Raw genomic sequence first — 21,655 nt, 5'->3', positions numbered from 1 at the left:
CAACAATTCACTCTGAAAGTGATTGTAGTCACATATAAAACATTCAAGTTAATTGTAGGGTTTTTTGAAACTCTTTCAAAAAACGCTCAAAAACCCCGGAAAATCAAGGAAAAATAGCTCATTCAACCTCTAGTTGAGGGTGATTAAAGTTAAGCTAGAAGTTGAGAAAAAGCTCTTGTTAAGATTGAATCTTGTTCGATACCCAAAAATAGCCCCAAGAAACCGCTGGAAAAGGCTTTTTGACCTGGTAGCTTTGAGTACGTGGTCACCGCGGTCCGCCGCGTAGCTCTCCGGATCCACACCGCACCCCTCCATCACATGAGGACATCCCCGCAACACACACGGGGATGGTTGATGGAAGCGTCTCGTGCGGCGTCACATCCGCGGGCCGACCGCCTATAGGCTTCTCACCTATAGACCACCTATCACTCAACCACTCACGGGCGTTCACGCCCCAGAAACACCAACAACGAGGACAACCCCATGGCACTTCGCCCCCGCACTGTTAAGGCTGGCTCTCTCACAGCCATCGCTGTACCCTCCGTGCTCGGTAGCACCCTGGTAGCACCCGCTTCCGCTTTTGCACCCGTCGTTCAGGACATCCCCGGCGCAGCTACCGCAACCCAGGCTCCGAAGTCTCTGTTCACCTCCACCGTGCAGCCGACCCTCTCTCAGGTTGCTGTGCAGATCCGTCAGCAGGCTGAACAGGTAAAGCAGGCGCAGCAGGCTCCCGCAACGACCGCGGTTCAGCCCATCCAGAAGACTTACACTGCACAGGTTGCTCAGCCCGCACAAGCAACCCAGCAGGCTGCTCCCTCAGCTACCTTCCAGCCTGCACAGGCGGCACAGGCTGCACAGCCTTCCGCTCAGCCGACCCTGGCGCAGGTTGCACAGACCCCCGCAGCTACCCAGAATGTTGCCCCCACCGCTCAGCCTGCACAGGCTGCTCAGTCGGCATCCGGTGTGGCGGCAACCCGCACCAACCAGACTTTCCTGTCGTACACCTCCCCGGCGGGTACTACTTCGCAGTACCACGTTTACGCTGAGGGTGTGGACTTCTCCAAGCCCGTTGGTGTGGTCTTCTACTTCGACGGCGACTACTGGCGTAACGACCAGTCCAAGGTCTACGACCCCTCCGGTGAACTGGCTCAGATGGCTGCATCCGCAGCGGCACAGAACATGCTCTTCGTGCCCGTCATCTCCCCGGACACCAACCGTTACGATGCTGGCGTGAGCTGGTGGGAAGACATGGAGCGTAACGGCGAGTTCTTCCGTTCCTTCGCTTCCTCCTTCATCGCGGCTAACGGCGTGGACTCCTCCAACGTGTGGACCATGGGCTACTCCGGTGGCGCTGAGTTCATCACCTACGAGCTGAACACCAAGCCCCAGACCTGGCGCAATGGCGGCGGCTCCATTATGGTCGCTGGCGGCGGCCTGGACGAGGGTACCCCCTCGGCTGCGCTGAAGTCCCAGCCCATGTTCTGGTACGCAAACTCGAACGACGGTACCGGTGAGACCTACCCGCAGACCTGGAGCGCACGAGGCGCCGTTGAGGGCGGCTACGACGCCTACCTGGCTGCTGGCTACACCAATGCTTCCGCGACCGTACTGAATGGCTCGGGCCACTTCGACTACAACTTCTCGCAGATTCTGAGCAACTCGCTCACTAAGGGCAAGGCAACCGCCGCTCCCAAGGCTGAGCAGAAGACCGAACAGAAATCTGAGCAGAAGCAGCAGAACACTCAGCGTGCCCGCACCATGAGCTCCGCAACCTACCAGAGCTACACCTCCCCGGCGGGTACCACCTCCCAGTACCACGTGTACGCGAACAACCTGGACTACTCCAAGCCTGTTGGCGTGGTCTTCTACTTCGACGGCGACTACTGGCAGCGTGACGAGTCCAAGGTCTACACCCCCGACGAGGGCATGCTCGCGGCGATGGGCAAGATTGCTAACGCCCGCAACATGGTCTTCGTACCGATTATCTCCCCGGACACCAACGCATCCGGCAACGGCATCACCTGGTGGGAAGACATGGACGCTAATGGCGAGTTCTTCCGCTCCTTCGCGAAGTCCTTCGTCAGCGAGAACAACCTGGACGCTTCCCAGGTGTGGACCATGGGCTACTCCGGTGGCGCTGAGTTCATCACCTACGAGCTGACCGACCACAACACCTCCTGGCGTAACGGCGGCGGCTCCATCATGGTCGCCGGTGGCGATTCCGACGGCTCCGTGGACGCTGACGCAACCACCAAGGCATCCCCGATGTACTGGTGGGTTGGCGCGAAGGACACCTCCGGTAACACCTACCCCGTCACCTGGAGCGCACGAGGCGCCGTCGAGTCCGGCTACAACGCATACCTTGGCGCAGGCTTCTCTGACGCCCGCGTGAAGCTGATTGACGGCTTCAGCCACCACGACTACGACCTGCCGCACATCCTGGCGTCCTCCCTGGACTTCGCCGGCAAGACCCCCGCACTGGGCTACAGCGACCTGTCCGACTCGAACCCGAACTACAACGAGATCAGCTGGAACTCTGACCACCGCATCATGCTCGGCTTCGCGGACGGCACCTTCCGCCCGAACGCATCGGTCAACCGTGCGCAGCTGGCAACCTACCTGTACCGCGTGGCTGGTCGCCCCGCAGTGAACGCACCGGCTGTTTCGCCGTTCAGCGACGTTCCGACCAACCACCCCGCGTACAAGGAGATTTACTGGCTGAGCCAGCAGGGCATCAGCGGTAGCGACTTCCGCCCCCTGGAGGCCGTCACCGAGTCCACCATGGCTGAGTTCATGTACCGTGCGGCCGGCTCCCCGGCACAGGCTCAGGGCGGCTACGCGTCCCAGGCCCTGGCATGGGCTGCCTCCAACGGCATCGGTACCGGCTCGACCTCCTCGGCAGCCATCACCCGCGACGCAATGGCAGGCTACCTGTACATTTACGCGAACTAGGCTCGCACCCCTTAACGCAAAAAGAACCGCCCCGTTCCTGAGGTTCAGGAACGGGGCGGATCTTTATAGGTTTAGCTCAACGCTAGACCAGGCTTAGAAGGTCCTAGGCTTAGAGGGTCTGGGTGGGGTATTCCACGGCCAGGGGCTCCGGAGCTGCCGGAGCGTTCTTTGCCTTCAGAGCTGCCAGGCGAGCGTCCAGCTCGGTGTCGCGCTCCATCTGGTCCAGGGTGTTGAACTGAGCGTCCAGGGAGGAAGCTGCCAGCTCCTGCTGACCGATGACGCGTGCCTCTTCGCGGCGAACCTTCTCTTCGAAGCGGCTCATCTCGCTGGTCGGGTCCAGAACGTCGAACGCCTTCAGAGCGTCGTTCACCTGGGTCTGAGCTGCTGCGGTCTTCTGACGGGCGGTCAGCTCATCGCGCTTGTACTTGACCTCTTCAAGCTTGGAGCGCATCTTCTCCAGGCCGTCCTTGAGCTGGTTGACAACCTGAGTCTGAGAAGCCAGCTGAGGCTCAACAGCCTGTGCAGCCTTCTCAGCCAGCAGCTGCTTGTTCAGCGCAATCTTGGCGAGGTTGTCGAACTTGTCAGCGTTGGCAACGTCGCCAGCTGCGCGGAACTCATCAGCCTTGTTAGATGCTGCCAGAGCCTTGGTGCCCCACTCCTGAGCGGTCTTGACGTCCTCAGCGTGGTCCTTTTCGAGCAGTCGCAGGTTGCCGATGGTCTGTGCTACTGCAGCCTCCGCCTCGCGGATGTTGTTGGTGTAGTCACGAACCATCTGGTCCAGCATCTTCTCCGGGTCCTCGGCTGCATCAATCAGAGCGTTGATGTTTGCCTTAGCGAGCTGTGCAATACGGCCGAAGATGGTCTGCTTAGCCATAATCTCCTACTTTCTGTTCCACGGGCTGCGGGGGAGCACTACGCTCCTCGTGAGCCGTGCCCGTATAACTAATTATGTGGCAGATTTCTGGGTGCATGCTGTGAAAATGATGCACGCCTGATTTCTGCAACCTAAACTTTTGGTAAATTGCCTCGGGTACTTTCCGACTGGGGAAGAAAGCGGTGAGGTGAGCTACGCACCCCGCCGGTCAGACTGTAGAAAAACCTGCGAAAAACCGACCGGCAGGATTTGTAGCGTGGAGGCGGTTAGAAGCTACCGCCGTCACCGCCGCCGCTACCCCAATCGCCGCCTCCGCTGAAGCCACCGCCGCCCCAGCTGCCGCCGCTACTACCGCCACTGCTGTGGCCGCCGCTGCTACCCCAGCTACTGGTGCCGGAGTTAATGGCGGTCATCAGAGCGCCCAGCAGCAGGCCCTTCGCCAGGTCACCACCGAAGCCGCTACCGCCTCGGTCGTTCTGGTTGTTGTAGTAGTTGCCGACCTCGCTCTGGGCGCGGTTCTGCGCGTCGGTCGCCTTCTGGATCGCCATGTTGGCTTCCTTCATCGCGTTCAGCGGATCCGAAGAAGCCAGGCGCTGAGCCTGACCCAGGTGACGCTCCGCCTCAGAGACAGCGGTCAAAGTCATCGGACCCACCGCGGCGCGGCGGTTATTGATGTAGCTACGCGCGCCGTTCACCGCAGCGTATGCGGAACGCATCGTACGGTCCAGGTTCTGCTCCGCCGCGCGAGAACGCTCGCGGGTAGCACGCATATTCGTCATCGCCTTATCCAGCTCGGCAGAGAGCTGACGCAGCTGGTTCGCCAGAGTCAGCGGGTCATTCGGGCGAGCCGAAGCGCTCTGGTTGACCTGGTTGAGCACCGCCTCCATACCGGCGGCAACCGCACCCAAATCATCGCGACGCTGAGAGGCAGCGAGGCTCTTCGCCTCCGCCACGTCACGCTGAATGCTCAGCAGGTCGGTGCTCAGGCCCAGCTGAGCCTGCTCCAGCTCCTGCGCGCGGGTATTGACCGCAGCACCCAGAGCCTGAATCTGCGAGGCGGCTTCCTCAGCGGTACGCAGGTGAGCAACCGCCTCCGAACGGGCGGTATTAACGGTCGCCTGAGCCTTCTCAAGCTCCGCAGCGCACAGCACCATGTTCGAGTCCAGCAGGGTGGGGGTCTTCGAAATGGGCTCCAGAGCGCTGGGCAGGTAACGTTCCTTCAACGCACGGTACTGGGCGGCAATTTCCTCCACCGAGGCGCGCAGCTGCGGCAGACGCTGAGCCAGAGCCTCAATAGCCTGAGGTGCCTCCTGCTCCAGGTTGCGCAGCTGAGCCAGCTTAGCGTCCTGTTCCTGAGCAATGCGGGTGACTTCCTGAGAGTTATCAATAATCTCCGTCAACCAGGCACGCTGCTCAGCCTCAGTATCCGGGATGCTGTCGGTCAGAAGCTGCTGACGCTGGAAGGATTTACGCATCAGATCCTCAGCACGCGCAATTTCCTGAGCGAACTCAGCAACCTGCTGTTCGCTGTACTGTGCGCGCGCAAAATCCAGTTCCTGCTTCGCGTGGCTCATCGTCGTATCAGCCTGCAGCAGGGCGCTACCGGCGCGAGTGCGCAGCTCCTCCAGCGGAACCTCCGGAATGGGGGAGTAGTTACGAGGCGCACCGTAGGAACGCTGAGGCTGCTGCTGAGCGTTCTTCTTCTTACGGCGGCGGTACATCGCGTAACCGCCGGCACCAACAGTCGCCGCCGCGCCCACACCGAGCACACCGGTCACCACGCCCGAAGAGCTACCGCCCTTCTGAGCCTCGATACCCTCAACCGCGGCAAGAGCCGCACCCGAATAATCGCTGTTCTGCAGCTTCGGCTTGATGTAGTTCTGGTACACCTTCGTCTGCTGATCGCTCGAGAGGGTCTTCGTGCTACCCGCCAAGAAATACGCCTGGCGAGTCTCAGTAGCAATCACCAGCACCACATCGGCAGAACCCCAGTTATTCTTCGTGGCCAGCGCCTTCGTCCAGCTCGAAGAAGTAGACGGGTTCTCAAACTTATCGATGGTCACCACATGCAAATCCACGTTGTACTTCTTCGACAGAGCCGAAATCTTAGACTTCAGGGTAGCGGTATCACCCAAAGAGTTCGTGGAATCGTAGACGGTGGTGCCCGTAATCTGCATCGGGTCAGCAGCCTGCGCCGACGTACTCAAAAACGCAGAACCAGCCGGCAAAACCACCGGGGCACAAGAAAGACCTGCCGCCAGCACTGTGGCACCCAAGATAGTGCGCAGGCGAGGGCGTGCGGGACGAATCTGACGCGCAAAGGCGTGCTCGGTCATGGTCTTTCCTCCGTTGTCGTGAAGTATGAACGGACCTGCACTTCACGGCGTGCTTGTTCATCGCACACCTTAGTGCTGGTCACATTATTAGTGTAGCGGTGGCACAGGGGCACAACGGCACAGATACGAGAATATTGCGCCGCTGTTTGCCACCCGTTTACCGACTTCCCAGGGTTTATACAGGAAAGCCGGTATACAGGAAAGCCAGGGTCCAGCCTCATGCCAGACCCCGGCTCACCGGCTATTCAGTCGATTAGCGTCGACGCGCAATCTTCAGATTGCTCATCAGGTGCTCCACTACCTCCGCGGCATCAACATCGTGGATACTCTGCGCCACGCCGTTCACCACCTGCACCCGCGACGACGAGGCGAACATCCAGCCCAAGAACTGCACCGTATTCAGCAGCCTAGAACTGCGTTCTGCCTGCTTGCGCATCTGCGACCACAGGATGCGGGGGACCGGCACGTCACGGCCCCTATACTCCCGAGAGCTAGCACGAGCCTCCAGAAGCTCAGCGAGCGCCTCAATATTTTCGGTCAGCTCCTTCAGATCCTCATCCCCGGCAGAGGGGCCGACGTAATACCGCTCAACCAGGCTCAAAGGCATGTAACCGCTACAGCTACTCACCCACGCCAGCTTCAACCGCAGATTCTGCAGGCGAAGCACCTGCTGCAGAAGCCGCGAATGAGTGCGCAGCACCGACAGTGGCATGGGAGATAACTTCATCTCCTCCGAAAGCAGACCCTCGAAGGAGCCTTCCCCGGAAAACGCCTTATACGGATCCGAGACGCCCGTCAGAAGCACTGGTCCCTCGTAGTGAACGAACGCCAGAACCTCGGGAACACTCGAGAGGGAACGGATGCGCTCGCCAACGGTCGGCAGATTCTCCCCCTCGGGGGCGTACTGTTCGCGGCTGAACATCAACGTCTGGATAGGCTGCTCGGCAAGGTCGGGCGAGTCATGAGCAAGCGCCCGCAAATCGGTCACAACCTCCGCCAGAACGCCATCCTGCTCAACCTGCAGAAGCTCCTGAAGAAGCTCAATGACAGCGTTCGCCTGCAAGCTCAAGACCGCGGCGCAGAACTCCGCATCCTGAAGCTCAAGACGTACCTTCTCCAGGCGCTCTTCCAACGTGGACTGCACGCCCTTGAGCTCAAACTCGCTCAGCTGTTCCGGGCGGAGCATACGGTGCGTACCGTCCTCGCCGGGACGGTAGAAAAGCTCGCTATACTCCAACGCAGACTGAACACCCTTCAACGCCCGCTCTCGCAACTCGGGCAGAACATCAAAGGCGACTTCGGCCATCTCATTCCAGAGCTTGCCCTCATCAATTTTCGAATCCTTACGAACAGTCTTCTTCCAGGCCTCAGCAAGCTGCATAGCGCGGTCAAATTCGCTCAGCTCCACAAAAGCCGCCAGCTTCTGGGCGCTCTCACGCAGATAACGCACCGCGTACAGGCGGTCGCTCAAAGAATCCGGGAGGGCATCCTCCAGCAGACGCCACCGGAAGGTACGCTCAAAGAACTCTTCCGTCAGGCTAATGACGGTGGCGCTCAAAGAGAGCGCGTGGTCACGGGCAAAAGCGAAAGAACCCGGCACCTCCGCCAGACGAGGAAGGGACGTATAGAACTCCAACGCCCCGCTCAGCTTCAGCCGAGACGTCCGGATGGTCTCTTCCAGCCCGGCGGCAAGTACCGCGCGGTCAGCCTGTGCCGTCTCCTTGAAACTGTGCAGCGGAGAAACCTGCGCACGCTCCAGCGCCTGCAGGTTCATTACCGCACGCATGAGGTAGTTCTCCAGAATCCTGACCTGCTCCCAGCGCTGACGCTGATTCAGCGGAACATGATTCTCCTGCGTACCGACCAGCAGATGCTGCGGCACACCGCTAATCGACGGCAGCGCAAAGACTTCATCCTCAGATTTACTGGCAGAAAGCACCATGGGGTAGCGGCTGCGCTGTGCGTTCTCTAGAGGGGGAATGAGCTTGAAGTTGGTGCTCAAAGAGAATGGGTCGGAGGGTGCCGGGTTACTCTTGGGAGTCTGCTGGGCGGCCTCCTGTTGCGGGCGCTTTTCAGGCTGCGCCGGGGTGTTCTGGGGCATGCTCTGTTGCTCCTGGCTTTCTGCTGAATGGTTCTGCACCGAAGGGGTCTGCGCCGAAGAACCGGAGGCACCGCCCGCCTGCATCGGCTCCAGCGGGGACGGCGCCGCCACCGGCTGAGGAGGCTGAGGTGAGGCAGGCTGAGGCGAGGGCGCCTGAGTCTGCTGTGCCTGAGCCTGTTGAGCTTCGACAGCCTGATCCTGCTGCGGGGACTGTGCCTGGTTCTGGGGCGTCGCAGATATCGGGGCCTGCGTGGGGTTCGGTACCTGGTTCTGAACAGGACCCTGCGCCGGCTGCTGATTGCTGCTGCCGGGCTGTGCCGGTTTCGGTTGGTAGTGCATCGGGTAGCTCACCGCGCCCTGTACTTGCTGATTGGGCACCTGCTGAGGAGGCACAGACTGCGAAGGCGACTGCTGAGCGGGTGCCTGCTGAGGCGGCATTTGCTGATTCATCGCCTGGTTCTGCTGTTGCTGCAATACCTGCCGCCTAATCTCACGCGCGCGACGGCGCGACGGGCTCAACGACGCAAACAATGCCACCACCGCGCAGATCAGTACAAACAAAAGTAGCGCGTACAGGCGGGTTGCGCCGTCCAGCGAAGACCCCACCGCCGGTAGGGTCGACAATGCGCCAAGAAGAGCGAAAACAGCAGAAATAATCCTCATAACTTCACCATAACCCAGCTGTCCCCTGAACGCCCGCGGTACCGTTGCCTTACCGCATACTAAAAGGGAAGTAGCCGGGGTGCCGGGTACTCTCCGCCAGTGCTTTCCGCCAGCGCCTCCCGCACCCGCGTCACAGTTAAAAGACGATGCGGCGCAAGCCCTCATGCCGGGGCTCACGCCGCATCAATCATCACTCAACTCACTATCACACCCGGGTCGGTCCTCACACCGACCCTTCGGGACATACTGGGGATTCTCGCCCCTCCGGTGCAGGGCTCTCAACTCCTGCTCCGGAAAACTATCAAACTTTATGCGCTACCTACCGGCGGTCAATGCGTGGGTGGCAAGCGGCTGCGCCAACTCGGAGGCCTTCTCCGCACGATGACGGCGGTACACCATTCCCGAGCAACAAGCCACAATACCCGCACCGATACCGATGGAGCTTGCCAATACCGCACAGAAAATCAGGGTTCCGATCATCATGGGTTTCTCCTCGTGTTTGTCCTTTGCATTGGTTTTCGTTCCTACGTGTCTTCAACATTACGGACCGACTCTGTGCTGAAGCTGTGTATGCGGACGCATCATGCTGTGTAAACCGTGGAGAAAAACCGAGTGCTTTAAAAGAGAAGCCTGGGAGCGACGAAAAATAGCGAATAAAGCCCCAAAATAAACCAGCCGCCGTGTGAATCGCCGAGCACCTCAGACCGGCTAATCGGTACCAAATGAAGGGGGATGAGAAAAATTCCCAGGGAACTCCCCGAAAACCAACAGCGAAAAGATATCGAACGCCCTAAAACACCCTCTACAGTAGAAAGATAGCGTGCGCCCAGGGTGACGCATACGCACGACTTCTAGGAGAACTCATGACTCAAAACAACGGATGGTCTTACGGCGGCAATGATGGCGTCACGGACGCAACCCGTCCCATGCAGAACGTCAGCGGACAGGCAGGCTATCAGTCTGCAAACCAGCAGCAGGGTCAGAACGCATACCCGCAGGCATACGCTTCTCCCGGCTACACCTACCCCCAGGCAGCTGCCGCTCAGGTTGCTGCGGCACAGTCTGCACCCCAGGACACCAACAATAACAAGCGTTACGGCGCCGGTGTTGTGCTCACCGCGGCTCTGCTAGCAGCCCTCGTTGGCGGCGGCGTCGGTGCTGGCGTCGGAGGCGGTATCGCGGCGTCGAACAACAGCTCCTCCAGCTCTTCCTCCCGCGGCTCCGTTAGCTCCAATATCAGCAACTCCTCCACCGTGGCAGGCGTAGCAGAAACCGCGAAGAAGGTCCTGCCCTCTACCGTGACTATTGTTGCTTCGAACGGTTCCTCCTCCGGCGGCGGTAGTGGCGTCATCCTCGACAAGGAAGGCCACATCCTCACCAACCACCACGTGGTCACCCTCGAATCTTCCAGGGAAGCATCCACCATTGAGGTGCGTCTGAGCGATGGCACCGTGCGCACCGCATCCGTGGTGGGCCTGGACGCAGCCGCTGACCTGGCGGTCCTGAAGATTAGCCCCTCCGGCCTGGACCTGCAGCCCATCGCCTGGGGCGACTCCTCCAAGCTGGTCTCCGGCGAGGCCGTGGTTGCCCTCGGCGCGCCGTATCGCCGTAGCGAATCGGTGACCGCCGGCGTAGTCTCGAACGTCAACCGTGTGCAGCCCGCTGACGCAAAGGGCCAGAACTACATCCCCATGATTCAGGTTGATGTGCCCATCAACCACGGTAACTCCGGTGGCCCGCTGGTGAACCTCAAGGGCGAACTGGTCGGCATCAACGCACAGGGCCAGGCAAGCCAGGACGGTGGTGCCGCTGACGGTATGGCGTTCTCCATTACCTCCAACTACGCCAAGCGCATCTCCTCCGAGATCATCGCCAAGGGCAAAGCAACTCACGGCTACCTGGGCGCGAGCGTGAAGAACAGCCCCGCAGACACCGGTTCGGGCTCCTCCAAGCTCATCCCCGGTGGCGTTGAAATTGCCTCGGTGGAGTCTAATAGCCCCGCCGCAAAGGCAGGTCTGCGTGCCGGCGATGTGGTGCTTGAAGCCGACGGTCACGCCGTGAACAAGAGCGAAGAGCTCAACGGTACCGTTCGTGCCGCGGCGGCAGGCTCCGATCTGAAGCTGAAGATTAAGCGTGGCTCCTCCACCCAGGACATCACCGTGACCCTGGGCGACGCCGACAGCCAGAAGTAAATAGCCAGAAGTAAAACGCCTCTCGCTCCTGAACGTTGAAGGGGTACGGCTGAGAAGCACCCGCTCAGCTGGCTCTAACGTTCAGCAAGAACGCAACACGGCGTACGCAAAGAAAGCTCCCACCCCATACGCGGGGTGGGAGCTTCTTTCGTTAGTACAGCAAAGTACATTGGTGTCGCAGATAGGGGCAGGTTAGACGCCCTCGAGAACCTCACCCACGCGCTTCCGCAAAGCCGGGACAACCTCCTGCTCGAACCACGGGTTCTTCGCCTGCCACCTAAAATTCAGCGGCGAAGGATGCACCAGCGGCAGAAACTTAGGAAGATAAGACTCCCACGCACGAACCGTCTCCGTCAGGTTCCTCTGCGCCTTTGGGGCGTGCACACCATCCAGGTAGTGCTTCTGAGAGTAAGCCCCCACCAGCAGAATCAGCTGCACATCCGGCATCAGCTCCAGAAGCTGCGGATGCCACTTCTGCGCGAAATTCTTACGCGGAGGGTTATCGCCGTGCGCGCCCTTACCCGGGTAATAGAAATCCATCGGCAACAGCGAAATCAGGTCGGGGTTATAGAACTGCTCATCCGTCACGCCCATCCACTCGCGCAACTTCACGCCGCTCGGGTCATTCCACGGGATACGGCTCTCCTGCGCGGCACGCCCAGGCGCCTGACCAATCACCACAATACGAGCATGAGGCGACGCCGAATAAACCGGCTCCCAACCCTGCTCCGTGAACTCCCTATTCTGCGGGTCCAGGCGAATCTGCTCAGCCAGGGGAGGAGTAGTCTCCAGAATCTGCTGAACCAGAGGTTCCGGCAGATTATGGTGTGCTGCAACCATGCTAGATGGCGCCTCCCTCAAAACCGTTCTGACGCCACGCCTCAAAAATCGCAATGGACGCGGAGTTCGCCAGGTTCAGCGAACGGCGGCCCGGCTTCATCGGAATCTTTACGCGCTCGGTCACGTGCGGGTCCTGCTGAACCTCGGCGGGCAGACCCACCGACTCCGGACCGAACATGAAAACGTCACCAGGGTGGTACTCAATATCAGCGTACGAGGTCGAGGCGGTCGTCGTGAACGCAAAAACACGCTCCGGAGCGAGAGCCTCCCACGCGTCTTCGAGGGTCTCGTGCACCGTCACCACAGCAAGGTCGTGGTAGTCCAGACCGGCACGGCGCAGGTGCGCATCATCAAAGTTGAAGCCCAGCGGCTTGACCAGGTGCAGCTCAGCGCCGGTAATCGCCGACAGGCGAATCGCGTTGCCGGTATTGCCGGGAATTTCAGGGGTATAGAAAAGAATCTTGAACACGTTCCTAAGTGTACCGCGCAGCCACCGAGCGTCCCTCGAATAGCCCCCTGAATAGCCCTGACCAGTCCCCGAACAGCACCGGGAGTAGCGCTCGCAGACCGAACCGCAGGTGAACACGCCTAGAAGAGGCAAGATAGAGCGCGATAAAATAAGCGAGGCGAAAAACCGCCAAACAACCCAGCAGGAGGAACCATGAGCGCAGAAACCAACCGTCAGAACGGCCGCGTCTACCTCGACCACGCCGCCACTACCGACGTACTGCCCGCCGCCATCGACGCCATGGTCGAACAGATGCGCAACGGCGGCAACCCCTCCTCCCTGCACGCCGTAGGACGCGACGCCCGCGCCACCGTCGAGTACGCCCGCGAACGCATCGCTCGCGCCATTGGCGCCGACCCCGCCGAGGTTATTTTCACCTCCGGCGGCACCGAGGCGGACAACCTCGCGGTCAAGGGCATCTACTGGAAGCGCCGCGAAGAAGACCCGCAGCGCACCCGAATTCTCGTCTCATCCATTGAGCACCACGCCGTGGAAGAAACCTGCGAATGGCTCGAAAAGGCAGAAGGCGCGCAGCTCGAATGGATCCCCGTGGATGAGCACGGCAGCGTCAACCCGCAGACCGTGCGCGAGCTTATCGAGAAGAACCCCGAAGACGTTGCGCTCGTGACCGTCATGTGGGCGAACAATGAGGTCGGCACCGTACAGCCGATTCCTGAGATCGCCGCTATCGCCGCTGAATACGGCATTCCCGTGCACTCGGACGCGGTCCAGGCGTTCGGCGCGGTGCCCATCGACTTCCACGCCAGCGGGGTAGCGACCCTCGCGATTTCTGGCCACAAGATTGGCGGCCCTATGGGTATTGGCGCGCTGGTCGCCACCCGCGCCGTGCAGCTGACCCCCGTGCTTCACGGAGGCGGTCAGGAACGTTCCGTACGCTCCGGCACCATCGACGCGCCAGCCATCGCAGGATTCGCAGAGGCCGCCGTGCACTCGGTCGAGAACCTCCCCGAGGAATCCGCCCGCATTGCCGCGCTACGCAACGAACTCGTTGCGGCAATTAGCGCGCTCATCCCGCAGGCGCACCTGAGCGGCGAAAACCCGCTCACCGAAGAGTACCCGGGTCAGAAGCGACTGCCCGGCAACGCCCACTTCACCTTCGAAAACGCCGAAGGTGACACCCTGCTCTTCCTGCTGGACATGCAGGGCATCAGCAGCTCCACCGGCTCCGCCTGCAACGCCGGGGTGACCCGCCCCTCCCACGTGCTCATGGCAATGGGTATGGACGAAGACACCGCCCGCAGCGCCCAGCGATTCACCCTCGGCCACTCCACCACCGGAGCCGATATTGCGCGCCTCATCGCGGCACTACCCGCCGCCTACGAACAGGCAGCTAAGGCTGGTTTGTCCTCGCAGCTGCCGGACGCCTCCCGCTGGCACTAAAAGGCAGAAGAGAAAATACCGAACCGCTCTCAGCCTGCAATCTCAGCGTTCGCTGAGGGCGGGCTGAGGGTGCACTGCCCAATATCCCGCCGAGCCCCTGCGTACAATGGATAGCTACAGTAACGGAAAGCGCGCCCACACAGGGCACGCTCCGAACGTTCCTAGAGGCTCAACACAACAGAAGGATAGGCAGTGAAAATTCTTGCAGCTATGAGTGGCGGCGTTGACTCCGCAGTCGCCGCAGCCCGCGCCGTAGACGCAGGACACGAAGTAGTCGGCGTTCACCTCGCCCTATCCCGCATGCCCGGTACCCTACGCACCGGCTCCCGCGGCTGCTGCACCCTCGAAGACTCCATGGATGCCCGCCGCGTCTGCTCCCAGCTGGGCATCCCCTTCTTCGTCTGGGACTTCTCCGAACGCTTCAAGGAAGACGTGGTCGACGACTTCATCTCCGAATACGAAGCTGGACGAACCCCCAACCCCTGCATGCGCTGCAACGAAAAGATCAAGTTCGCCGCGCTGCTCGAACGCGCCCTCGCCCTCGGCTTCGACGCCGTGGTGACCGGCCACTACGCCCGCGTCATCACCACCGAAGACGGCAACCGCGAACTGCACCGCGCCGCCGACTGGGCTAAGGACCAGTCCTACGTGCTCGGCGTGCTCACCCACGAACAGCTCAAGCACGCCTGGTTCCCCCTGGCGGACACCCCCTCCAAGGCACAGGTACGTGCGGAGGCGGCAGAGCGTGGCTTCTCCGTGGCGAAGAAGCCGGACTCCTACGACATCTGCTTCATCCCCGAAGGCGACACCCGCGCCTGGCTGGGTGACCACATCACAATGCGCCCCGGCCTCATCAAGGACACCCACGGTGAGGTGCTCGGCGAGCACCCCGGCGCGCAGGCATACACCGTAGGCCAGCGCAAGGGTCTGGCGTTGGGCCGCCCCGCCGCCGACGGCAAGCCCCGCTTCGTGTTGGAGGTGCGCCCCAAGGAGAACGAAGTCATCGTCGGCTCCCGCGAGCTGCTCGCCGTGCACGAAATCCGCGGTATCCGTGCCACCTGGGCGGGTGTACCCGTGGAACAGGCGGCACGCTTCCTGGAAGAGCCCGCGCAGCTGGGCGCCCGCAGTGAAGAGTTCGAGGTGACCGCGCAGGTGCGTGCGCACGCTGACCCGGTCCGCGCCAAGGCGTACATGACCTGGGCGCCCGACCCCGAAGCTGAAGAAGAAGGCGCGCTGCGCCTGGAAACCGTGGTGCGCCTGCTGGATCCGCTCTCCGGTGTGGCACCGGGACAGACCATGGTGCTCTACCAGGGCACCCGCGTGCTGGGCCAGTCCACCATTGCCCGCGCCTACTCGCTGGACCGCGAAGACATTCAGGAAACCCTGAGCGCCAACTCCCAGCAGTAGACACCCCCGCGGCTTGCCCCAACCACACCGCAGCCGCACCGCATAGAAGACCATATTTGATCCGAGGAGAAACCGATGACCGCCGAGAACACGTCCTGCGAATTTGACCCCCACGCCACCTCCATGGGCGATGAAGTCGCACCGGAGGTCTACGAGGAGCTCTTCGCCATGCGCCGCTCCATCGACAACTTCGACGCAGCGCTGGTGCACATCCTCGCGGAGCGTTTTCAGGCGACCAAGCGCGTGGGCATCCTGAAGGCGAAGCACAACCTGCCCGCCGGTGACCCCGGCCGTGAAGAGGCACAGATCGCTCGCCTGCGTGCCATGGCGAAGGAATCCAGCCTGGACCCGGAGTTCGCGGAGAAGTTCCTGAACTTCATTATTTCTGAGGTGATTCGCCACCACGTGCGCATCGCAAACGAGCGCGCCGAACAGGACGGCGAGGCAACTGAAGCCGAGAAGCCCGAAGACTAGTACCGCGCTACTTTCGCATCATTGCGTTTGAACCTGTACGCCATCTGATTCCTCTGGATAAACCCCTATGCCCGCTCAATCTTCCAACCGCCAGAACGCCCGCACCGAACCGATGCCGGAGCGCCTGCTCCTGCCCGGTGAGTACCGCGCCCCCGAGGGGGACGAGCTGACCGAACAGGACCTCGCCGCGCTCGCCACTGAGCGTCCGCTGGTGCGTGCTAGCGGCCTGGGCGATTTTCCCGGTGACGATTTGGGCGAAGCGATGGCCCGAGTAGAGGGCGAGCTGGGTTCTCCACACCTGCCGTTCTTGCCGCATCTACCGGCACGGGGCTGGCGGAGTACTCCTCTGGCGCGCACCCTGGCGGTGTGCGAGGGGCTCGCCTTTGACGGTGCCTCGTTTGGTTGGCGCATGGTGCATAGCGGCGGCAGGGGAGCGCGCGAGTCTGCCCTGGCACAGGATCGTCTGCTCTCGGATATTAACCTTCTCGCTGATCGCGTGGGCGCGCAGAAGAAACGTTTTGGCTCCGGACAGGACACCGCCCCGGTGTATAAGATTCAGCTGGTCGGCCCGCTGACCCTTGCCGCGAGCATCTACCTGCCCGGCGGTGAGCGTGCTATCAGCGATGCCGGGGCGAGCCGCGACCTGCTGGAGTCGTTCCTGGAGGGTCTGGAGCGCTGGGTGGAGTCTCTGCGCGAGGCTCTGCAGGCTCCGCGGGCACTGATTGCCGTACAGCTGAATGAATCGGAGTTTCAGCGTCTGCTGGAGGGCTCTATCCCTACCGTGAGCGGTTTCCGCTCCCTGTCGGCGTTGCAGCCTCACTACTATCAGCAGGTGTACCGCCGTGTGGCGGAGCGTTTCGCGGAGCTGAACCTGCAGCTCATCCTTGATGTGGACGGCACCGCGCTCAAGCCGGTGCAGGAGCTGAAGTTGCTGAGCCAGGCGCGTCCTACCCTTGATGCTTTGGCGCTGGTGAAGGCGATGCAGGTTGAGGGCGCCGCCCCCTGCGCTTTGCTGTTGCATCCTGATCGCGCCCGCCCGAAGGGGCCTGGCACGCTGCATGTTCCGCCGCTGAGCGACCCGCGTTCATGGGAGCCCGTGGCGCAGCTTCTGGAGGCGAATGCTCAGCTGTGGCTTCCGGTGGTGACCTCTGTGCGGGTACCTGATCAGGTTCGTCGCCTGTACAGCCTGTGGCGTGAGGTTGGTCTTGAATCTGCTCAGCTGAGCGCGGTGGGTTTGATGCCTGATGAGCGTATTCAGGGCGGTTCCGCGTCTGCTGGGGCGGCTTCGGGTACGGTGAGTGTGCTGGATGCCACAGCTTCCCTGGCTCGTGTGACAGAGTGTGCCCGTGCATTGGCTGAGTGCGCGGTATGATTAGATAATCAGCATTTTTATGTAAGTATTTACGACAATTCTTTAGGGAGGTACTGTGAGCGCAAGCGATGCACACACCATTTTGGTGGTTGATGACGATGATGCTCTGGCGGAAATGATTGGCCTCGTGCTCGCGCAAGAGGGCTTTAACGCTGTTTTCTGTGAAAATGGTGCACGCGCTTTTGAAACTTTTATGCGTTCCACTCCCGATTTGGTGCTTTTGGATTTGATGCTTCCTGGCATGAACGGTATTGAAGTGTGCCAGCAAATTCGTCGTTCTTCTAATGTGCCGATTATTATGTTGACCGCTAAAAGCGACACTGAAGATGTTGTTAAGGGTCTTGAGGCTGGCGCTGATGATTACATTGCGAAGCCTTTTAAGCACGCTGAATTGTTGGCGCGTATTCGTACTCGTTTGCGTCCGCGTGAGAGCCGCCAGCTGGTGGTGTCTATTGGCGATATTGTCATGGATATGGACGGTCGTACCGTCAAGTACCACAGTACTGAGGTTCCGATGACTCCTCTGGAGTTTGACCTGTTGGCTGCGCTGGTGCGTCACCCGGGTCAGGCCTTGAGCCGTCAGGAACTGCTGGACATGGTCTGGGGTTACACTGATGTGAGCGATTCGCTGGTAAACGTGCACGTCCAGCGTTTGCGCGCTAAGTTTGATGAGCTGGGTGCGGATCGTTTTATTCAGACGGTTCGTGGCGTTGGCTATAAGATTCCGACCGAGCTGGTGGGATCTTCCGGTAGCTAATCGGAACCTATTCATAGGCGAAGGGATAACCTGATTGTCTGTTGCGAAGTCGAGCCATGAGCACGGCGCTTTGACGGCGGAGGCGGTAGCCTCCGCCTCTTCGCGTACCCGCACTTCCAAGCCGCGTAAGGCGAAAAAGCAGAGTAGTAGGAGCCTGATGCAGCGCGCTCAGCGTCTGTGGAAGGAATCTCTGCAGTTCCGTGCCTTGGGTACTGCGGGCATCATGATGTTCCTGAGCTTCTTGATGGTGGGTTGGTCCTTGTCGAGCCAGATTGCGACGAGTCTTTTTGAGAATCAGAAGGGTCAGGCGCTGGCGGAATCGGAGAGTGGTTTCCGTAACGTTCAGAGCGTGCTGGACTCCTCTGAGGCCCGTAGTGACAGCGAAATTCGCCGTAATGTGAGCCGTACCCTGACCGTGCTGGATGCGGGTAGTTCGGGTAAGCGCAATTGGATTCTTGTGCCTTTGGAAGGTCAAGGTAAGCAGGGTTTTATTCCTGAGCAGAGCAGTAATAATTCTTTGAATTCTTCGAGTATTCCGAATGATTTCAAACAAACTGTTCGCGATAAAGATGGTATTTTCTGGCAGACGTCTACGGTGACTACTGTCGAAAATAATCGTGAGCGTACCTATCCGGTGCTTATTGTTGGTACACATATTTCTATTTCTCAGAACCCTAATTACGGTTTGTTCCTTGTGTACGATATGACGGATTCTTCCGCCACGATTGCGCATATTAACTTTGTTCTTTTTGGTGGTTTCTGCGCGCTGCTTGCTGTGGTGCTTTCTGTGGTGTGGATTGTGACTCGTTTTGTGGTCCGCCCGATTACGCAGACCGCTATTACTGCGGAGAAGCTGGCTGCTGGCGACCTGGATCAGCGTGTGTCTGTACACGGTGAGCATCAGGCGGCGCGTCTGGGCTATTCCTTCAACCTGATGGCTGACTCGCTGCAGGAGAAAATTGTTCAGCTGGAGCGCCTGTCGACTCTGCAGCAGCGCTTTGTGTCTGACGTGTCGCATGAGTTGCGTACTCCGCTGTCGACGGTGCGTTTGGGTACTGAGCTTCTGTACGATACGCGTGACGAGATGGAGCGCACGCAGAGCCGCACCGTGGAGCTTCTGCACGATCAGGTGGATCGTTTCCAGTCGATGCTTTCTGACCTGCTGGAGATTTCTCGTTTCGATGCCGGTAGCGCAATGCTGACCATCGACACTGAAGACTTCATGCGTGTGCTGTCGAATATTCTGCAGGAGGCTCTGCCGCACCTGGAGCGCACGAATACTAAGCTGAACGTGCATACGAGCCATGAGAGCATCATGGTGGATATGGACCGCGTGCGTATTGAGCGTGTGCTCCGTAACCTGCTGTACAACGCGATTGAGCACGGCGAGTCCCGCCCGATTGACGTGTACGTGGGTGCGAATGCCACGAACCTGGGTGTTGCGGTGCGTGACCACGGTATCGGTCTGTCTGAGGATGAGGCTGTTCAGGTGTTCAACCGTTTCTGGCGTGCTGATACTTCGCGTAAGCGCACCCTGGGCGGTACGGGTCTGGGTCTGTCGATTGCTGCTGAGGATGTGCGTCTGCACGGCGGCACGATTGAGGCGTGGGGCGAGAAGGGCCGCGGTGCCTGCTTCACGATAAACCTGCCGCTAATTCACGGTGCGCCTTTGGGTGAGTCGCCGGTTTTGGTGACGGGTGAGCCTGAGGCGAGTGCGCATCGTTCGGCAACCGCGAAGGATACGCTGCCCAATATTGCTCCTCGAACGAATATTGAGGATGCCCTCTAAAGGTCGGTAGGAGAGGGCTCCGGTTCCTGCCTAAGGCATCTGTCATAGAGCGGGAGATTGGGGCCGAGGATTGGGATGGGCGTGATTGTATTTGCGCTTATCCTTGCGTATTTGCACTGTTCACCCAGTACAATCAATGCAGATATGTTTTCACGGTGTTGCTATTTCGTCGTGGTTATCTTTTCACCATGTTGCGATGGCCTGCAACGGTAGTTGGTGATTGTTTGTCTTTGTTCGTAGAGGAAGGTTAAGACCTCCATGGCTCACAGGGCTATTGTTTCTCGACGCGCCGCGCTGTCTTGGGGTGCGGTGTCTTTGGCGACGCTCGTGAGCTCTTGCGCGGGTCTTCCTTCGAATGATCGAGTGACTCAGCACAGCAGCGGTCTGGATGTGAAGAGCGTGAATACTTCTCCGGCGCGTGCGCCGGGACCGCTGGCGGGTGCTACCCCCGAGGCGATTATTGAGGGCTTCGTGCGTGCTGGTGTGGATAGCATCGAGAATTATGCTGTGGCGCGCCAGTATTTGAGTTCTTCTTTTGCGCGCCGTTGGAATCCTATGGGCACGACTCGCGTGTACCGTAATACGGTGCAGCCTCGCAGTGACGATAGTGGAGCTGCCGAGGGTACCTACCATGTGCGTTTCCAGCAGACGGCGACTGTAAATAGTCAGGGTATTACGAGCACCTTCCCTGAGGCTCAGACTGAGACTCAGGACTTCACCATGGTTATGGAAGATAACCAGTGGCGTATTAGCTCCTGCCCGGATGGTCTGTGGCTGGATGGTGCCGAGTTTGAGCGCGTGTTTAGCCCGTGCCGCCTGTACTTCTACGATCGTGCGTTCCGTTATGCTGTGCCGGATATTCGTTGGTTCCCGCATACGGACCGCTATTTTGAGTTGCTGGTGCGTACGCTGATGGCTGGCCCCGCCTCCTACCTGAAGGATGTTGCGTTCTCGGCGTTGAACGAGTCGATGAGCCTTGAGACAGCGACCATGAGCGATAACCAGGATGTGCTGGTTCGCCTCTCGGGTGAGCACCTGGACGATAACCGTTTGGCGCGTGTGCGTGAGCAGATTATGCACGGCTTGGAGAACTTCTCGGGTCTGGGCAAGACTGAGGTTTTCTATAACGGCACTCTGATTCCTGAGAACGCGCCGAGTGGCTTCTCTGCGGTGAAGCTGAACCCGGGTGTTCCTGCCCGCACGGTTGCTATTAATTCGAACGGCCAGATGGTGGCGCGTGATGATTATATGAGCAATGCGGGCGAGCAGCTGCTTCTGCGTGGCGTGAGCCAGTTGAGCTCCCCGGCGATGGGCTACACTGCGGATGTTTACGCCTGCTTGGCGAATGATGCCGCGAGCCTGTACACGGTGTATCAGGGTACTGCCCGCCGCGTGTGGCAGAGTACCGCGCTGACTGCCCCCAGTTTTGACGCGTACGGTTGGGTGTGGGCTGCCGATGGTACGGGCGTTGTGCGTGCGTTCAAGCCGGACTCTGAGGACGCGAATGAGCGCGAGCGCGGCGTGGATATTGGTCTGTCGTGGCAGCGTAATTTGAGCTTTACGAGCGTGAACGTCTCTCACGATGGTGCGCGCATGGCGATTGTGGCGTCTACTGAGGGCGCGTCGGCTGTGATTATTTCCGGTATTGTGCGTGATGATGCCGGCAAGCCTCTGCGCCTGACGGAGATGGTGCGTCTGAGCTCTTCGGTGACTCCGCGTAATGCCCGCTGGGCTGGCGACCAGAGCGTCGTGGTGGTGAACGTGAAGAACGGTGAGTCTGAGGTGATTTCCCTCAGCGGTGAAGAGACGAAGCTGGACCGTCTGGATGGTGTGATGACCATTTCGACGGCGGATAATACGTCGAACATTATTGCCCACCGTTCTGACGGTTCGTGCTACCTGATGGAGGAGCGCGGCTGGATCCGTCTGGATACGACCCTGCACGAGATTAGTTACGCCGGTTAGCCTCGGGCACCGGGTATAGCGCGC

15 protein-coding genes are annotated in these 21,655 nt (G+C 60.0%); 9 read left to right on the top strand and 6 right to left on the bottom strand.

What is annotated here, in order from left to right:
- Positions 1-483: 483 nt before the first annotated feature.
- Positions 484-2,952, top strand: coding sequence for an S-layer homology domain-containing protein (locus tag HXO69_RS01695; protein WP_296544926.1), 2,469 nt, complete (start codon positions 484-486; stop codon positions 2,950-2,952).
- Positions 2,953-3,061: 109 nt separating this feature from the next.
- Here the strand turns inward: HXO69_RS01695 and HXO69_RS01690 are convergent, their stop codons facing one another.
- The 4 genes from HXO69_RS01690 to HXO69_RS01675 all read right to left on the bottom strand — a co-directional run bounded on the left by HXO69_RS01690 (position 3,062) and on the right by HXO69_RS01675 (position 9,409).
- Complete coding sequence (locus tag HXO69_RS01690; RefSeq protein WP_070831539.1) at positions 3,062-3,826, bottom strand: PspA/IM30 family protein; 765 nt, start codon at positions 3,824-3,826, stop codon at positions 3,062-3,064.
- Between the two features lie 266 nt (positions 3,827-4,092).
- Complete coding sequence (locus HXO69_RS01685) at positions 4,093-6,162, bottom strand: TPM domain-containing protein (RefSeq protein ID WP_296544925.1); 2,070 nt, start codon at positions 6,160-6,162, stop codon at positions 4,093-4,095.
- Between the two features lie 253 nt (positions 6,163-6,415).
- A complete protein-coding gene (locus tag HXO69_RS01680; RefSeq protein WP_296544924.1) occupies positions 6,416-8,926 on the bottom strand; it encodes a non-ribosomal peptide synthetase subunit in 2,511 nt (836 codons plus the stop codon).
- 315 nt (positions 8,927-9,241) lie between these two features.
- Entirely contained in the window at positions 9,242-9,409 is a 168-nt protein-coding gene (locus HXO69_RS01675; protein WP_168167599.1) for a hypothetical protein, read from the bottom strand.
- A 380-nt stretch (positions 9,410-9,789) separates the two neighbouring features.
- Here HXO69_RS01675 and HXO69_RS01670 point away from each other — a divergent pair, with 380 nt between their 5' ends.
- Entirely contained in the window at positions 9,790-11,118 is a 1,329-nt protein-coding gene (locus tag HXO69_RS01670; RefSeq protein WP_296544922.1) for a S1C family serine protease, read from the top strand.
- Between the two features lie 192 nt (positions 11,119-11,310).
- Here the strand turns inward: HXO69_RS01670 and HXO69_RS01665 are convergent, their stop codons facing one another.
- Positions 11,311-11,958 carry a uracil-DNA glycosylase family protein gene (locus HXO69_RS01665; protein ID WP_296544921.1) on the bottom strand — a complete coding sequence of 216 codons (648 nt, stop codon included), beginning with the start codon at positions 11,956-11,958 and terminating at the stop codon, positions 11,311-11,313.
- A gap of 1 nt (position 11,959) precedes the next feature.
- The gene (locus HXO69_RS01660; protein ID WP_296544919.1) at positions 11,960-12,427 is read right to left on the bottom strand and encodes a tRNA (cytidine(34)-2'-O)-methyltransferase; all 468 of its coding nucleotides are present in this window, start codon (positions 12,425-12,427) and stop codon (positions 11,960-11,962) included.
- A 192-nt stretch (positions 12,428-12,619) separates the two neighbouring features.
- Here HXO69_RS01660 and HXO69_RS01655 point away from each other — a divergent pair, with 192 nt between their 5' ends.
- From HXO69_RS01655 to HXO69_RS01625, 7 genes are all read left to right on the top strand, one after another.
- Positions 12,620-13,867 (top strand): cysteine desulfurase family protein, encoded by a 1,248-nt coding sequence (locus HXO69_RS01655; protein WP_296544918.1) that lies wholly within the window; start codon positions 12,620-12,622, stop codon positions 13,865-13,867.
- A gap of 192 nt (positions 13,868-14,059) precedes the next feature.
- On the top strand, positions 14,060-15,274 hold the full coding sequence (gene mnmA / locus HXO69_RS01650) for a tRNA 2-thiouridine(34) synthase MnmA (protein WP_296544917.1): 1,215 nt from the start codon (positions 14,060-14,062) through the stop codon (positions 15,272-15,274).
- A gap of 75 nt (positions 15,275-15,349) precedes the next feature.
- Positions 15,350-15,748, top strand: coding sequence for a chorismate mutase (locus tag HXO69_RS01645; protein WP_296544916.1), 399 nt, complete (start codon positions 15,350-15,352; stop codon positions 15,746-15,748).
- Between the two features lie 67 nt (positions 15,749-15,815).
- On the top strand, positions 15,816-17,120 hold the full coding sequence (locus tag HXO69_RS01640; RefSeq protein WP_296544914.1) for a methionine synthase: 1,305 nt from the start codon (positions 15,816-15,818) through the stop codon (positions 17,118-17,120).
- A gap of 55 nt (positions 17,121-17,175) precedes the next feature.
- The gene (gene mtrA / locus HXO69_RS01635; RefSeq protein WP_012903206.1) at positions 17,176-17,877 is read left to right on the top strand and encodes an MtrAB system response regulator MtrA; all 702 of its coding nucleotides are present in this window, start codon (positions 17,176-17,178) and stop codon (positions 17,875-17,877) included.
- 34 nt (positions 17,878-17,911) lie between these two features.
- A complete protein-coding gene (gene mtrB / locus HXO69_RS01630) occupies positions 17,912-19,666 on the top strand; it encodes an MtrAB system histidine kinase MtrB (RefSeq protein ID WP_296544913.1) in 1,755 nt (584 codons plus the stop codon).
- Positions 19,667-19,924: 258 nt separating this feature from the next.
- Entirely contained in the window at positions 19,925-21,631 is a 1,707-nt protein-coding gene (locus tag HXO69_RS01625) for an LpqB family beta-propeller domain-containing protein (protein WP_049354277.1), read from the top strand.
- The last annotated feature ends 24 nt before the right edge of the window (positions 21,632-21,655 follow it).

This window comes from Rothia sp. (in: high G+C Gram-positive bacteria), assembly GCF_015265375.1.
Lineage (GTDB): Bacteria > Actinomycetota > Actinomycetes > Actinomycetales > Micrococcaceae > Rothia.
The sequence above is the reverse complement of the archived record's forward strand: the minus strand, read 5'-3'. Positions and strand labels throughout refer to the sequence as shown.